The organism is Sporosarcina sp. QA0331 (genome assembly GCF_055808055.1).
In genome coordinates, this window is record NZ_CM147850.1 from 3,132,541 (window position 1) to 3,147,787 (window position 15,247).

Here is a 15,247-nt window from a genome sequence, read left to right on the forward strand (position 1 = left end):
CAACGGATGCGAGCGTTTGTCAACAGGCTGCAACCCATCCGGCTAATCACCAGATGGGTCGTTTTCATTCAATATCCTGAATCCTCGGATGTCAAATTGTCGATCATTTTATAATCATACTTTTGCAACGGTTTTTCCGCCGGCCCTTCAATCACTTCGCCTGTAAATGTAAACCTGGAACCGTGGCACGGGCAGTCCCACGTCCTGTCGCCGCTATTCCATTCGACTTCGCATCCGATATGAGTGCACGTCGTATCGACGATATGGATTTTCCCGTCATCATCCCGGTAAGCGCCTTTTCGATGCCCATCCAGTGTTACGACCGCGCCTTCTCCTTTGGATAAATCATCTGGGTTCGTTTTTGGCGAATCAAGCTTTCCTTTGATTAACTGACCAACGACGTTTGCGTTTTGGACGAGGAAATTTTTCAAGCTTGGATGTGCATAGAACCTCGAGGGCGTATATAATTTTTCAAACTTGTTCTCTTTTCCGGTCACCATATCGCGGAATAACAATGCTGCGGCTGTCCCATTCGACATTCCCCATTTCCGGAAGCCTGTCGCAATTAGGATATTCGGATTTCCTGACGTAATTTCACCGATGTAAGGCAGTTTATCCAAAGTGACCAAATCTTGCGCCGACCACCTTTGCACAATCTTCTCAAGACCGAAAACCTTTTCGCCGAATTGCTCCAGCGCTTTGTAATGCTCCAGCGTCTCCACCGGACTTTGACCGGTCTTATGGTTTTCTCCGACAATGAGCACCAGCTCCTCTCCGTTATCCATGACAGACCGGAAAGAACGGGTCGGTTCATCCGCGCTAATGAAAATGCCTGACGGGAATTCTTTCTTCGATTTCACAGCTAGCGCGTATGAACGGTCCGCGTACATCCGAGTGGAATAAAGGCCTGTTCCCTCATAAAACGGAAAATGCGTACAGATCAATACATGCTTTGCGGCAATCCTCTTCTCATTGCGCGTCAGGACAACAGGCTGCTCGCCCGTTTCAATATTAACCGCCACAGTATCTTCAAAGATTCGCCCACCCTTTTGTGTGAATAAATCAATGAGATGCACCAAATATTTAGTTACATGAAATTGCGCCTGGTTTTTCATGACAAGGACATTTTGTACGTCAATGTCAAACGGAAGTCCATCAACCAGGCCGCCTTCGATTTGAAGCCTCTCGTAAGCATCCGCTTCCTTCTTGATCTTCTCTGCGTACTTTTCGGAGACGGAATAAATATACGCATCAACACTTGTGAAATCACAGTCGATTTGATGTTCCTCCACTGTTTTTTTAATGAATGCCAACGCTTCCATATTCGCGTCGTAATACAATCTCGCTGTAGTCCGCCCCATGTTTTGGATAAACTCGTCGTAAATCAAATCATGCTGCGCCGTGATTTTCGCCGTTGTATGCCCCGTCGTTCCATTCAACACTTTATCAGCTTCAATGACCGCAACTTTCAAACCGTCCTGAGCCAATAAATATGCAGATGTAATCCCGGTGATGCCTCCACCGACAATGATAACGTCCACATCGAGGTCTTCATTCAAACTCGGAAAGGTCGGAAAGTCGACACTCGTCCTCCAAAATGATTCTGGATGCTCCGGCAATTTTCCATTGCTTTGACTGTTCATATCTTGTCCTCCTGTACTATGTACTGAAGATAGGATTCCCATTGGTTAGCAGAATGTAAACATATGAAGTATTTTTAATCGGAAGAGGGAGATGTTTGGGGAATAAAAAGAGCTGTTGTGAAATGGAGCCCTTCGCGAAATTAATGAGTCCTTCCACGTTTAATAACCTGCGAAACGGTGATGCTCCGCCGTCTCACAGGCTTTTCGCTAACTAATCCAGGTCATCTTCACTTCGGTCACTTTCCATTCGCCGCCCTTGTTCCGGATCGTCACTTCCATACCGATTGCACCCTTTGCGGAGCGGTATTTAGATCCGGTAAAAACGACTTTCTTCCGGGAGATATCCACATTCTCCATCCGTAGTAGGACACCGTCCAACGCTAAAATATCTTCATTAAAATATCCGTTTTCTCGAAGCTCCTCGAAAGTCGCATCCATTACATCGACATCATATTCATCCGAAAAACGATCGAGAATATCCTGTTTCCCCGTTTCATCCAAATCCTTAAAATTGCTTAAATCGATCGCAATGAAAGCCATGTCAGTATTCAGAGCTTTGTCTTCTTCCATTAACGCATCGAATGCCCCACTATAAATGTCAGCGAGCGGCAATTCTTTTTTATCCGCATTACATGCGGATAGCAGTGCAGTGAAGATCGCGACAAGAGCAAGCAGCTTCCCCCACTTCTTCATTTCTCCTTCAGCATACGCTGCAAGTAGGCATCCGATCCCCCTTTAGGGATGCTTAGATTCGACCACTCCCCTCCTTTTATCTGCTTGCCAATGAACATAATCTGTCCGATATGGGCTGCGTAATGCGCCATTTGCCGTTCAATCGCGTCGATGACGGAATGCGCCTCACCACGAATTTGAACGGTTTTTTCCAAGTCTTGCTCATTCAAGCTTTCGAGCACATTCATAAATACATGCCAGCCATGTTCCCAGCAATCTAGCAGCTCCGCTTTGGACATCCGTTTCGTCTCGAATTCCTCGTCCCGATTCCGATCCGGCTTTTCACCATCCGTCGTCAGAAAATCCGTCCACCTCGACACCATATTTCCACTTATATGCTGAACGAGAATCGCAATACTGTTTGACTCGTCATTCATTGTCCAATGAAAATGATCTTCATCCAATTGAGCAAATGTCTTGTCACCTTGCCCTTTCAATACTGTAAACCGTTCCCGAACGACGCGTAAGTATTCTAATCCAATTGACATACGGCATCCCCCTTTTTGCTACTGTATTCGATGTAAACGAATAAAAACCCTTCATTTACAAGATTGTTCTTAAATGAATGAATAATCATTCATACTATGATAATCTACTAATAAGAGAATCGTGTAAGTAAGGGGTGAAGCTCTTGTTTTTGAAAACGAAATCAAAGCGAGATGAAATGAGCAATGTTCGATTTGTCAATGGAGTCGTTCGTTTGAATAGCATAAAATTGAATGTATATTGTTTTGAAACAGATGGGGTCCTGATCGATACCGGATCCCAATCATTAGCGCAGGAATTCAGAGATTTTTTTGCGCAAACCGACGTTGACCAAGTCGTCATTACACATGCCCACGAGGACCATACGGGGGGCGCACAGTATTTACAGACCGAATTCGGACTGCCTATTTTTATGAATGATATGTCGATTGATGAATGTGCTCGAAAAGCGAATTATCCACTTTATCGGAAAGTGTTTTGGGGAAGAAGACGACCTTTTAAAGCGCAGCCGATCGGGGAAACATTCCGTTCGAGAAGTGCCGATTGGACGGTCATCCCTACGCCGGGACACGCAAAAGACCATCTTGCATTTTTGAATAAAGAGACCGGACAACTGTTTTCCGGAGATTTATATGTGCACCCGAAAACAAAAGTCATTTTACGGGAAGAGAGCATTCCTACAATTATAAATTCCATTGAAAAGACGTTGCAGTATGACTTCGGGGAAATGTTTTGCTGCCATGCGGGATACGTGAAGGATGGGCGAATGGCATTACAGAAGAAACTTGCGTATTTGCAGGAGCTCAGGGAGGATACGCTTGACCTACGTGAGAAAGGGTACGGCGTGCGCGAAATCCACGCGCGACTTTTCACTAAGAAATACCCGATTACGCTTTTTTCATTCGGTGAATGGAATTCAATCCACATTATCCGGTCGATTATTAATGAAGGAAAAGAGTGAAGAGCGGCGGGCAGCAAGTTGCTTAAGGTGCCCGCCAATCAGATCTACTTTGCGCCTACTGGTTTAATGGCTTTCCGGAAACAATATGCCAATGGAGATGCTTCGATTCTTGATAATCTCCTAGGTTTGTTATAACTCTACAAGCTCCTTGTTCCTCCGTAACCATAGTAGCAACTTTTTTTATTACTCCCATTAATTCGAGCAATAATTCATTATCACTATCTTCCAATGTAATTAACGAAGAGATGTGCTTTTTTGGTATTGCTACAATATGCACGGGATAAAAAGGTCTTGTGTGATAATAAGCTAATACGTTTTCTGTTTCCATCACTTTATTTACTTCCGTATTCCCGCTTAATACTTCATCACAATAAAAGTCTTGAGTCAAAATATTGCCCCTCTCCACATTCATTCTCAAAACAAGCCCCCAACCCCACCCTCACTGCGTTCGCAAATTAGTACATGGTCGTTACAATTACATTCTACTTGTACTCATGTCACGGTACTGGGCTTCAATTGTTCATGACGGCTTCGAACCGATTGGTATAGCCCCGTCTACCTACCATTAAGTCCAACTATCCCAGTTGGCGGGTTTGTACTCACCTTTGCGATGCAGCTACCGACTTATTGATCACTTACGCCTTGGCGTAAGTGCGTCCAGATTTTATCGGGCGCGCCCGATAATCTTCCTTTAAAAATCTGTGACCTCTAAATCAAATCAATGCTCCAATTCATTCCTTGAATCTTCGTGTCCATCTCCCTGAACTCTTTCGATAATTGGTCGACCTGCTTTTGGATAGCCGAGACGTCGACTGTACTGATGATTTTGATTTCCGTTCGGCTATATCTGTCGTTTCGGATCGACGCTTCCTCTGCAATTTTCGCGAGAATCAACCGCTTGTCCCATTTCTGGTCACGCTCGACCAATGCATCTGCCAGCGTTCGCGTCTCGTCGAATTGAATGGAGCAATTCGTTTTATTAATCCGTTGAATCAATGCCGTCAATTCTTTCATATTGCTTTCGAGCTCCGCCAACATCGCGTTCGGATCCTCCGCAGGCTGTTCCCCTTCTTGGATCTTCAAGTTCATGCTGATCCGCCTTTTCAGCTGCTCGTTTCTTTTTTGATAATCCGCTCGTGCAATCAATGCCTCGGCAAGCTTCATCAAATCCCCTCCTTTTTTCAATCTATCGTTATTCCTTCTATTCGACATATCTCGTCAAAAGTCCTTTGTTCTAAATACCTTGGACAATCATAAAATGTATGGATTCCAACTATCACACTACTAAAGGAGATTCGAATTATGTATGCTGTCCATTTCTATGAAAATAACAATTACGTGCTCAATCAAGTACTCAGAAACATCCCTGCCCTCGATGATAATGTGACACTGAAAGGGCGAAAAGGCAAAGTGATGAGGATCGAAGAAATAAAGGAAAACGTCTATTATGTTTTTGTCGAGTTCGAAAAAGTAGTGGATAAAAGCAAGACGGCTGCACAAGATGTGAAAAAGAAAAGAAGATGAGATGAGAAAATGCCGAACGGGATTGTCTATCTCGTTCGGCATGTTTTTATTTATACAAGAACTTTCGTAACGAATTGATCAATGAAATATTGTGGGTTCAACTTTTCACCTGTTGCTTTTTCAATCTTTTCATTCCACGGGTAAAATGCCCCTGGCTTGAAATACTCTTCGATCAAATACGTGCCAACTTCAGGCGTGAACATGTCCTTTGAGATATTGTTCTCAATATAGGAATGCAGCTGCGACGTCGTCAATTCCCCTAGCAAATAGTTTTGATAGTAAACCGGGGCGAGCGTGAAATGGATTTTCGCCGCCCAATGCGGATAGTCGACGTTTTCAGGCGGATTCACGAATTGGACATCCTGAACGATTTTCCACCAAAGCTTGTTCAAATCCTGATCCGGATTTTCGTACAACTCGCGCTCGAAGAAAGTGAATGCCATAATCCAACGGCCCGCAATAAGCATTTGCCTGCGCAGCGATTTCTCGATGAGCGGCGTCAGCTCCTCCACTTCGGCTTTACCCAACTCTAAAAACTGGTGTAGCCAAGCAGGATTTTTCCCGAAACGGCCGTACAGCATCGCGATTGCTTCAGTCGTTAATGTATGCGCGCACGTCCTTAGCAAGTACGGAAGTGTCGGATCGACATATTTGAAATAAACCGCATGGCCGAACTCGTGCAGCATCGTTGTGGACCAATAGTCGGACGGTACATTATTGCATAGCACCCGGACATCGCCTTCCCGGTCGATATCCGTGCAGAATGCATGCTGATTCTTTTTATCACGCGGATAAAGATCACTGTTCGCCAACATATCTGTAATATCCATGCCCATACTTTTGAACGTTTCAATTGTTAAATGCTCAAGATCTTTTCCTTCATAGAATGGGTCCAAGTCCAGTTCCTTGGATGGCGGTGCTTCTTGGAAAAACGGATCAGCATAATGCCAAGGACGAAGCTCGTCAATCGAAATGCCGAAGCGCTCCGCCAATTCGCTGTCCATCTCATGCTTCATTTCACGGAACGGCTCGTCAGAGAGCTCCTTCAACTTATGGAAAATCGAAAAGATTTCATCCCGGTCCAGTTCCTGATGCACGAAGCTCATATCATGATAGCTTTCAAAGCCTAACGAACGCGCTACCTCGTTCCGCTTTTTGACAAGCGTCAGAAGCTTTTCCTCGACTTCCTTTCCGATCTGCTTGCTCGCATGCCACGCCTCTTCACGTTCAGCTGAATCGTTGTTTTTGATTAAAATTTGCCGTACATCGTTTTCCGATACGGGTTTACCATCGATTGTCGCACGGAATGTATTAAAAATGCCGATCAATTCCGTTGAGCGCTCCACTATTTCCTTTAAATCCGCTTCAGCAATTTGCTTTCCTGCCATGCCAGTACGAAGGCTTTCGAGCTGGCGCCGTTGCACTGGCGTCAAATCTTCTTGTGCAAGATATTCCTTCACTTGCTCGAAACGTTCAGGATTCGCTAAGTAGTTATTAAATTCCGTTTGCGCCTCTGCTGTCTTTTGATTCCATTCGTCTTCCCCAGTCGTTGCCGCCATCCATGAGCTGTTTGCGCTCGTCATATGCAAATCCTTGATTGCTTTATTTTGCTCTTCCAAAAACTGTTCAACTGTCATTATTCTCTTCCCCTTTTTTCTGTCGTTCTCTTTTCATTCGATGCGGCGCAGCAAATATCCTTCTTATTCTGACAAAGTTCGCCCGACAATGTGTCCGCTGAACAGGCAACCTCCTAGAAAGGTGCCTTCCAATGCGCGGTATCCATGCACGCCTCCGCCTCCGAAGCCGGCAACTTCACCAGCGGCATACAATCCCGGGACTGGATTTCCCGTTTCATTCAACACACGTCCCGACAAATCCGTTTGAAGACCCCCCAACGTTTTTCGGGTTAAAATATTGAGTCTGACCGCTATTAACGGGCCGTTTTTCGGATCGAGCATCTTATGCGGCTTTGCAACACGGATCAGCTTGTCACCGATATAATTTCTCGCTCCGCGGAGCGCAGTAATTTGCAAGTCCTTAGTGAATGTATTGTCCATCTCGCGGTCCCTTGCGAGAAGCTGTTGCTCAATTTTTGCATTGTCAATCAAATCATTCCCAGCAACTCGGTTCATACCCGCAACTAGTTCTTCCAACGTATCCGCAACAATGAAATCTTCCCCGTGATCCATGAACGCCTTCACGGGAGCAGGCGGGCCCGGAAGCACCCTCGATAGTACTTTTTTGATGCTTTTCCCTGTCAAATCCGGATTCTGTTCTGATCCGGACAATGCGAATTCCTTTTCAATAATCTTTTCAGTGAGAATAAACCATGAGTAGTCATAGCCCGTTTCCTTTATCGCCTGCAACGTCCCTAACGTGTCGAAGCCCGGGAAATTCGGTGTGGGGAACCGGTTTCCTTCTGCGTCCAGCCAAATGGAGGAAGGGCCAGGCAAGATACGGATGCCGTGAGAAGGCCAGATCGGACTCCAATTTCGGATGCCTTCCGTGTAATGCCACATCCGGTCTTTATTCACAATTCGACCACCTGCGTTTTCTGTAATCGCAAGCATACGCCCGTCAACATGAGCAGGGACACCTGAAATCATTTGCTTCGGGGGCTCCCCTAATCGCGAAGGCCAGTTTTCCCGGACGAGATCAAAGTTTGCACCGATCCCGCCGCTCGTCACAACCACTGAAGGTGCTTCATATGTAAATTCCCCGATAACAGTACGGGAACTCGTTTCCCCTCTTTGGACGTCGCTCGGCTCGAGTACAGATCCTTTCACGCCTACGACCGCGCCGTTTTTGGTTAGTAATTCATCCACCTGATGCCGCGACTTGTAGTCGACGTGACCATTGCTCATTCCATCCCGGACCATTTTCTCGAATGGTTGAACAAGTCCGGGACCTGTCCCCCATGTAATATGGAACCGTGGCACTGAATTGCCATGCCCTTCAGCTAAATAACCGCCTCTTTCAGCCCATCCGACGACAGGGAAAAATCGGACACCAAGCGAATGAAGCCATTCCCGTTTTTCATTCGCGGCAAAATCCACATATGCTTCCGCCCATTTCAATGCCCACTGATCCTCGTCGTCGACCCGGTCGAATCCTGCGCTCCCCATCCAATCTTGCCAAGCGAGTTCCTTGGAATCCTTTATGCCAAGCCTCCGTTGTTCCGCCGAATCAACTAAAAACAATCCACCAAACGACCACCACGCCTGCCCACCCAGAGACGACTCCGGTTCTTGGTCCAGTAGGAGAACTTTTTTTCCTGCTTTAATCATTTCCGAAGTCGCCACCAATCCGGCAAGGCCAGCTCCGACGACGATGACATCATAATTCATTTCGTATCCCCCAATGTTAATAAATCCCACATTTCTTTCTTTCGCCAACTCCATTTCCAATTCCTTCTTTTCATTGTGCAGAGTAGCGTATACTTCTTTTGCTAAAGCGCATAGTACGTAGAGGAGGTGAGCAATCGGTGAATAAAAACAATAAGAAGACGATGAATGAGAGAACGCATAATAGCTTTGACACTTACAAAGAGGCGCACAACACAAACAGCAATACGAATAATCCAGGAGAAAACCGTACCCAGGAATTCGCAGAAGACTTTGATGCAAAAGCACGAAATGAGCGGCGGGATGATAGAGAACGGTAAAAAAACAGGTGAGGGAAATCCCTTCACCTGTTTATATTTTGCTTATAGATTTCGCTTTGGACGCGGGACTGCTGACTTTGGCCGTGGAACCGCTGACTTTGGACGCGGGACTACTGACTTTGGACGCGGGATCGCTGACTTTGGGCGCGTGACCGCTGACTTTGGACGCGAGACCGCCCACTTTGAACGCGCAACCGCTGACTTTGGACGCGAGACCGCTGACTTCGGACGCGAGACCACTGACTTTGGACGCGGATCACTCCTGCTTGGTTTTAATCAAAAAATATAACGCCCAACTGGTTAAGCACCCATTTCGGCACGACGAATCTTGCTGTCATAAGCGGGTCGACGATTTGGCAAATTTCCGATTGTCCGACCGCACTCATAAGCATCGTCACTTCGCTTACTGGAAGAGAAGCTTTATCTGCAATGCGTTCAATCATTTCCACTGCCGCTGTTTTTGCCGCTTCGTCTAACGTCGGAGCTGACACGATTTGAGTAAACACTTCTTCATTCTCAAGCATCGGATGGCGCAAGGACTCACCTTTGATGACTTCAAGAGTCACAGTCACTTCGCCTGCAACTTCAACGCCAGATACGCTTACTTCTCCATCGCCCATCGCGGCATGCAGATCGCCGAGCGCGAACAATGCACCTTCCGCGAACACCGGGAAGTATAACGTCGCACCTTCCGTCACCATCTTGTTATCCATATTTCCCCCATGCGCGCCAGGCGTTCCGCAGTTCACACCTTCCCCTTCAGGCGCAACACCGATGACGCCGATCATTTTATTTACAAGAATTTGCAGATCATTGAATTGGACATAGCCATCTTGGATCGGCAAGATTTTAGATTCCATTTTCGATAAAGCGTGTCCCATCACGCCTAACTCGGGACCGACGACCATTACACCTTGGTCCCCGATGTTGATTCGTTCAATCTTCACTTTCAGCACATCGCCCGGCATTGCGCCTTCCACGTAAATCGGTCCTGTCGCAGGATTGATTTTATCCCAATCGATTGCGGTTACTTCCGTTTGCTCGGATTGAATTTGATTTTGAAAACAATCGTACGTTTGAATTGTCACCGTCGAACCTGCCGAAATCGTCCGTATCGGTTCATGCACTTTATTGAAATCATATATGATGCCTTCCTCGTACCCAACTTTCGTCATCCTCGTATCCCCTTCCACTGCAAAATAGTTTCCATGAGTATACTAAACTTTGTTAACTTGTTCCAGTTTTCTAGATATTGAATGATGTGACTATAAGAATAGACAGTTCTTGTATTATAAGAATCGTCTATCCCCAAAAACTTCCGGATGATGCACCGTCAAGAAAGCTGGTTCTCACAATTAATAATCGAACTATTTTCTAAGCAGCTCTACTTTCCCTATACCATCAATAATTACTTCTACACTTTCAAAGTGGTCATAAGAGGTGATCGGAAAATTAGTTGAAATAATCGTTTGACCATTGTCGGCTTCCATCGAAAAGCTGTCGCTCCGATATTCATTGCCTTTGTCGTCAATCAGTTTCATTGCAAAAACGAAAGGCGTTTCATCCTCAAATAGCTGATCCACTGCAAACTTCAAGTTGAAAGAAGTCGGATCCGCCTTAGCTGACAAAACTTGAATGCCCGACGATGAGTTTGCTACAACATACTCAACAGATGGTATAGCATTTCCATGGTTTTGGTTGGCTATAGGCAGGTTCCATTCTCCATTAATTATTTGAAGTTCACCCTTTTCATAAAAAATCTTAATGCTTTCGACTTCCAGAATCGCATCTTTTAAAATCGGAAAGGATCCTTTATTAGAGCTAAACACCACATCATATTGAAAGATTCCTGTTTTCTCATCCAGTACAGGATTGTTTTGCTCTAAGCCAGATGCATATCCACCGTCTCCCTTCAAAGTCTTTGTATCTGGAATAAATTCTTCTATATATTCCCCATCGCCATTTTTCACCCTAAAATCCATGCTCACTTCTGAAATCCCGGCATCAAGCATTGATGGTTTCTCTAATTCCACCAAAAAACTCAATCCTAATTTATTCCCATCTGCAAAACTGCGTTGCAAAGTTAGCACAATCCCCTGATCGACGGCAGTACTCGGATTTTCTTGGCCGAAGCCATTGGATATTGCTTGTTCGATCCCACGGTCTTCAAAAGAAAAGAATGCTTGAATCTTTGCTCTAACTTCATCATTATTCAAGAGAAGTCCGCCCGCAATAACGAAAGCGCATGCCGCCACTGCCGCTTTTTTCCATCCGAATTTATTTTTCCGCCGTTGAGAATGTATAGTTGCATATGTTTCATCCATTGTTTTTCTTACAATCACCGGCATTTCCCGTTCTTCATTCACCAACCGCTCAAGTTCCTTTTCAAAGTCAGCTTTCATTTACAACCGCTCCCTCGCTTTTGTAATAGGTACTACGCAACATCTGTTTGCCTCTTGAAATTCTTGATTTAATCGTTCCCTCCGGCACATCTAACACTTCGCCTATCTCTCTGTTGTTCAGGCCAGCTATGTAATAAAGGACCAAAGCGGCTTTCGTATCCGGCGGGAGACTATTCAATGCATCTTCCAATTCAATGGAGGTGAAATGACAGTCCGTCTCGCCTTGCGCCATATGCTCGTCAAACGATGTCACTTTACTTCTCCTGTTCAACAGGCTATTGCATTTATTGATCAGAATCTTATACATCCACGTATGGAAATAGTGATCGTTTTTTAGCGTATGGAGTCTTTCATAAGCCGACAATATTGTGTCCTGCATTGCATCGGCAACGTCTTCGTCATTGTTCAACAATCGATTCGCTGTTTTGAACAATACATCCTCATACTGCTTCACAAGGGAGACGAATGCTTCCCCATCCCCTTTTTTCGCCTTTTTGACAAGCGATTTCATTGAACTCATCGTAACAGCCCCCTTTCTTAGTTCGTCAATAGATTAGATAAAGAAGCCTATCGAATGGTTGCATCACAATAAATGATTTTTTCTAATCTCCTTTTTATGCTCTGCAATTCACGAAAAAACCAAGAAGCAGTAATCGCTTCTTGGTCGTAATGAAATATAGACGATAAAATGCATTTTCTGTGAACTTGAGAGCGCTCGTAAAATCGAGTTACATGCCAACAACGTAGAAATAATGCCCTGACGCCTACTTTCCAACTTACGATGTGCTCTGCTTCACCCTCCGCCATACGAGTGAAGCATTCGTCTGCTTATCTTCTGCCACAAGTGGAAGCGCTGGCAAATACATATCCATTGACAACGGTCCAAATGCCGTCAACGACCCTAAAATAAGAACAAACCACAACCTATTATGTTCCATCCCTTTCCCATTGGTGCATGTGCAGCACGCATTCCACGTTACCAGCCTACTTGATATAACTCCCTATTGTCACAAAACAAACTCCATGCCTTCCTCCGCAATATGGAAACCTTTCATTTCAAGCTCCTTCCGAACCGTTCTCTCCCTGTCAATCGCAGGATTCGAGTGATTGAGGTGAATGAAATAAATCTCAGTTTGATCCACTAGATCTTGTAATCGATCCATTGTTTCTGTCATGAGCGGATGAGGAATTTCCCGATAATCCCGACCGATCTTTTCTAGATCTTCAGTGGAATGAAATGTGCCGTCAAGTAAGCAGATGTCCGCTTCCTTGCACGCTTCATAAATGTCCTTGTCCCATTGTTCCCATCGATCGATGTCCGGAATGTACAAAACTTTCTTAGTCGTCCCTGTAATCCAAAACGCAAATGTCTCGGAAAACTCATTTCTGTGCGGGACATCAACAGGTGTAACAGTGACGTCCGGTGAAACAGCAATTGCTTGGCCGTCATTCATTTTCTGTAGGTCGATATTGTTGAGTTTTGTTAATTGGCTCCAAGGCGCTTGTTCTTCCAATAGATTTTTCATTTTTGCTCCTGCGAATACCGGCACTTTATTTGCACCAATCGCTTCCCTTCCTAAAAACAATAATCCGGGATAATGGCCTAGATGAGCATGTGTCAAAAAGATGCTCGACATGAGTTGCCCTTGCAGATTGTGCTTCATCTGCACCCTTGCCATCTGCTCTTTCAGATCTGGCGTCGCATCAATCAAATGCCAAGCCTTCTCTTCAGGCAGTACAATGGCTAATGACGCTGCAGTGCGCCTAAACGCAGGATTTTCGATAGCTTCCGTACAGTTTTTACAAAAGCAATTCGGATGTGGCAGACCGGCATCTTGAGCCGTTCCTAACACATGTAAAATGACTTTGCTCATAACGATATGGCTCCTTTCGTTTTTATTTCATTTTTCGACTGATAGCTCTTCTTTGTAATGGTCCAGCCGGTGAAACCGAAAACGATATTAATTAGCGGAACTAAAAACGCAAAGAATGCATATGGGATAAATTGTCCTGGACTGACCCCTAGAGTACTTGCTGCAAAAATCGCAGGAACACCCCATGGTACGAGGTTAATGCCTACCGTACCCGCCGCTTCGACACATCTGGAAAGGTTTTTCGTATCGATTCCCATCTCTTTATACGTATGGACAAACGTTCTTGCCGGTAAAATAATCGCTAAAAATTGTGCTCCACTTGCAAACGCCACGACGAATGTTGAAAAAATGGTCGTGCTGATTAACGTTCCCGTTGAACGAACGGCTGCTATCATTTTTCTTGTAACCACTTCAAAAGCTCCTGTTTCTTCTAGAATCCCGCCTAGAGCAGTGGCAATGAGTAACAGTCCAATTGTCCCCAACATCGATAAAAGACCGCCTTTATTTAACAAAGAGTCCACCGAAGCTACTCCCGAATCGACTGAGAATCCGCTCGTCATCACTTGTGCAATCTCGGAAACGGAAGAACCTTGAACGATTACTGCAAGTACAGCCCCTAGTACGCCTACAATCGTCAATGCCGGAATGGCCGGAATGCGCATCATCATCAACATGATTGTAAATACAGGCATCAAAAGCAGCAGTGGATGAATGGTAAAGACACCTTCCAGCCCTGTTTTAATTAGATCGATACCATTCGTATCCACAGCATGAGCCGCTGCACCTGAACGACCTACAACCCAATATAAAATAAGTGCAATGACAAATGCAGGAATTGTATCCCAAAGCATGTGCTTTATATGGCTAAACAAATCTGTTTCAGCCATTGCAGGAGCGATGTTTGTCGTATCGGACAACGGCGATAATTTATCACCGAAGTAAGCCCCTGAAATGACTGCCCCCGCTACAAGCCCCGGAGGAAATCCCAACCCCTCCCCAATCGCCATGAAAGCAATGCCGATTGTCGCAATGGAAGTAAATGAGCTTCCTAATGTGATTGAAACAATCCCAGTAATGAGCGCCACGAGCGGAACAAACAAGGAAGGTTCAATGATCGATAAACCATAGTAAATCATCGTTGGGATCACACCACTGGCAATCCAAGTTCCAACAATGATCCCGATAATCAGTAAGATAAATACTGCGGGCAATGCCCTGGATACTCCATTCACCATCATTTTCTCGATTTCATTCCAACGCCAACCACAAATTTTTGCAACTATTGCAGCAGCAAACACCCCAATGAGTAACGGTATATGCATCCCCGCCTCCCAAATGAAAATTGATGAAGCCGCCGCAATTACTAATGCCAATATTGGGATAATTGAAGCTATAAAAGTCAGTTCCTTTTTCATTTTGATGACATCTCCTTCTCCGTTGACGATACAAATTTTGAATAGCTAAAAATAGAAAAAACCCCATCCATCCCTTGGAAAGGGACGAAGGAGTTCTCCGCGTTACCACCCTACTTGATGAGCCGATATAAAATCGGCCATCCACTTCATGTCAAATTGAGAAAAACCGATAGCGTACTTCATCCTGATTGCTGCCTGAACTTTCACCACCCATTCAGTCTCTTGTTGCTGCACACAATCGAATTACTGCACCATCTCTCAGTATCTATGCAATTGAAATACTTCTACGTAAAAGTAATTGCTATGAATCTTATCATGCTCATCTAAGAAGTCAAGTCTTTTATTTAGTCGGAATTATCCCTGAATATTCTCGATGCCTGTGCAGAACACATTTATGACTATTTAACATGAGGAATAAACATTCGAAAAAAAATTCGTAAATTATCTATCTCATTGCATTTGTCTATTTCAATTATACAATTGTAGTATATTAACTGAATAGTGTATCTCACAGGCACCAAAGTAAAAATCCCATAGTAAAACCCA

Annotated in this window: 16 protein-coding genes; 3 read left to right on the forward strand and 13 right to left on the reverse strand. The window is 44.8% G+C overall.

The window, feature by feature from the left end; translation table 11 throughout:
- Positions 1-68: 68 nt before the first annotated feature.
- The 3 genes from AC0L13_RS15865 to AC0L13_RS15875 all read right to left on the reverse strand — a co-directional run bounded on the left by AC0L13_RS15865 (position 69) and on the right by AC0L13_RS15875 (position 2,863).
- On the reverse strand, positions 69-1,643 hold the full coding sequence (locus AC0L13_RS15865) for an FAD-dependent oxidoreductase (RefSeq protein ID WP_473641262.1): 1,575 nt from the start codon (positions 1,641-1,643) through the stop codon (positions 69-71).
- 207 nt (positions 1,644-1,850) lie between these two features.
- On the reverse strand, positions 1,851-2,336 hold the full coding sequence (locus AC0L13_RS15870) for a peptide ABC transporter substrate-binding protein (protein ID WP_473641264.1): 486 nt from the start codon (positions 2,334-2,336) through the stop codon (positions 1,851-1,853).
- Positions 2,333-2,863: a DUF1572 family protein gene (locus AC0L13_RS15875; RefSeq protein WP_473641266.1), complete on the reverse strand. Its 531-nt coding sequence runs from the start codon at positions 2,861-2,863 to the stop codon at positions 2,333-2,335. Before AC0L13_RS15875 ends, AC0L13_RS15870 begins: the two co-directional genes overlap by 4 nt.
- A gap of 143 nt (positions 2,864-3,006) precedes the next feature.
- On the opposite strand from AC0L13_RS15875, the gene AC0L13_RS15880 reads away from it, so the two are divergent.
- Complete coding sequence (locus AC0L13_RS15880) at positions 3,007-3,822, forward strand: MBL fold metallo-hydrolase (protein WP_473641268.1); 816 nt, start codon at positions 3,007-3,009, stop codon at positions 3,820-3,822.
- Positions 3,823-3,877: 55 nt separating this feature from the next.
- Here AC0L13_RS15880 and AC0L13_RS15885 read toward each other — a convergent pair whose 3' ends face one another.
- Entirely contained in the window at positions 3,878-4,234 is a 357-nt protein-coding gene (locus AC0L13_RS15885) for an HIT domain-containing protein (RefSeq protein WP_473647061.1), read from the reverse strand.
- A 296-nt stretch (positions 4,235-4,530) separates the two neighbouring features.
- On the reverse strand, positions 4,531-4,986 hold the full coding sequence (locus AC0L13_RS15890; RefSeq protein WP_473641270.1) for a DIP1984 family protein: 456 nt from the start codon (positions 4,984-4,986) through the stop codon (positions 4,531-4,533).
- 138 nt (positions 4,987-5,124) lie between these two features.
- Here AC0L13_RS15890 and AC0L13_RS15895 point away from each other — a divergent pair, with 138 nt between their 5' ends.
- Positions 5,125-5,346: a hypothetical protein gene (locus AC0L13_RS15895; RefSeq protein WP_473641272.1), complete on the forward strand. Its 222-nt coding sequence runs from the start codon at positions 5,125-5,127 to the stop codon at positions 5,344-5,346.
- A gap of 50 nt (positions 5,347-5,396) precedes the next feature.
- Here AC0L13_RS15895 and AC0L13_RS15900 read toward each other — a convergent pair whose 3' ends face one another.
- Both AC0L13_RS15900 and AC0L13_RS15905 read right to left on the reverse strand, forming a co-directional pair.
- On the reverse strand, positions 5,397-6,983 hold the full coding sequence (locus AC0L13_RS15900) for a M2 family metallopeptidase (protein ID WP_473641274.1): 1,587 nt from the start codon (positions 6,981-6,983) through the stop codon (positions 5,397-5,399).
- A 63-nt stretch (positions 6,984-7,046) separates the two neighbouring features.
- Positions 7,047-8,693 carry an FAD-binding dehydrogenase gene (locus AC0L13_RS15905; RefSeq protein ID WP_473641276.1) on the reverse strand — a complete coding sequence of 549 codons (1,647 nt, stop codon included), beginning with the start codon at positions 8,691-8,693 and terminating at the stop codon, positions 7,047-7,049.
- 137 nt (positions 8,694-8,830) lie between these two features.
- Here AC0L13_RS15905 and AC0L13_RS15910 point away from each other — a divergent pair, with 137 nt between their 5' ends.
- Positions 8,831-9,010, forward strand: a complete 180-nt coding sequence (locus AC0L13_RS15910; RefSeq protein ID WP_473641278.1) for a hypothetical protein — start codon at positions 8,831-8,833, stop codon at positions 9,008-9,010.
- A 272-nt stretch (positions 9,011-9,282) separates the two neighbouring features.
- Here the strand turns inward: AC0L13_RS15910 and AC0L13_RS15915 are convergent, their stop codons facing one another.
- From AC0L13_RS15915 to nhaC, 6 genes are all read right to left on the reverse strand, one after another.
- Positions 9,283-10,185, reverse strand: a complete 903-nt coding sequence (locus AC0L13_RS15915) for an acetamidase/formamidase family protein (RefSeq protein ID WP_473641280.1) — start codon at positions 10,183-10,185, stop codon at positions 9,283-9,285.
- Positions 10,186-10,377: 192 nt separating this feature from the next.
- Positions 10,378-11,412, reverse strand: a complete 1,035-nt coding sequence (locus AC0L13_RS15920; protein WP_473641282.1) for a DUF4179 domain-containing protein — start codon at positions 11,410-11,412, stop codon at positions 10,378-10,380.
- Positions 11,402-11,932 (reverse strand): RNA polymerase sigma factor, encoded by a 531-nt coding sequence (locus tag AC0L13_RS15925; protein ID WP_473641284.1) that lies wholly within the window; start codon positions 11,930-11,932, stop codon positions 11,402-11,404. Before AC0L13_RS15925 ends, AC0L13_RS15920 begins: the two co-directional genes overlap by 11 nt.
- Before the next feature lie 256 nt (positions 11,933-12,188).
- Positions 12,189-12,350: a hypothetical protein gene (locus AC0L13_RS15930; RefSeq protein ID WP_473647198.1), complete on the reverse strand. Its 162-nt coding sequence runs from the start codon at positions 12,348-12,350 to the stop codon at positions 12,189-12,191.
- A gap of 69 nt (positions 12,351-12,419) precedes the next feature.
- A complete protein-coding gene (locus tag AC0L13_RS15935; RefSeq protein ID WP_473641286.1) occupies positions 12,420-13,286 on the reverse strand; it encodes an MBL fold metallo-hydrolase in 867 nt (288 codons plus the stop codon).
- Positions 13,283-14,701 (reverse strand): Na+/H+ antiporter NhaC, encoded by a 1,419-nt coding sequence (gene nhaC, locus AC0L13_RS15940; RefSeq protein ID WP_473641288.1) that lies wholly within the window; start codon positions 14,699-14,701, stop codon positions 13,283-13,285. Before nhaC ends, AC0L13_RS15935 begins: the two co-directional genes overlap by 4 nt.
- Between the last annotated feature and the right edge of the window lie 546 nt (positions 14,702-15,247).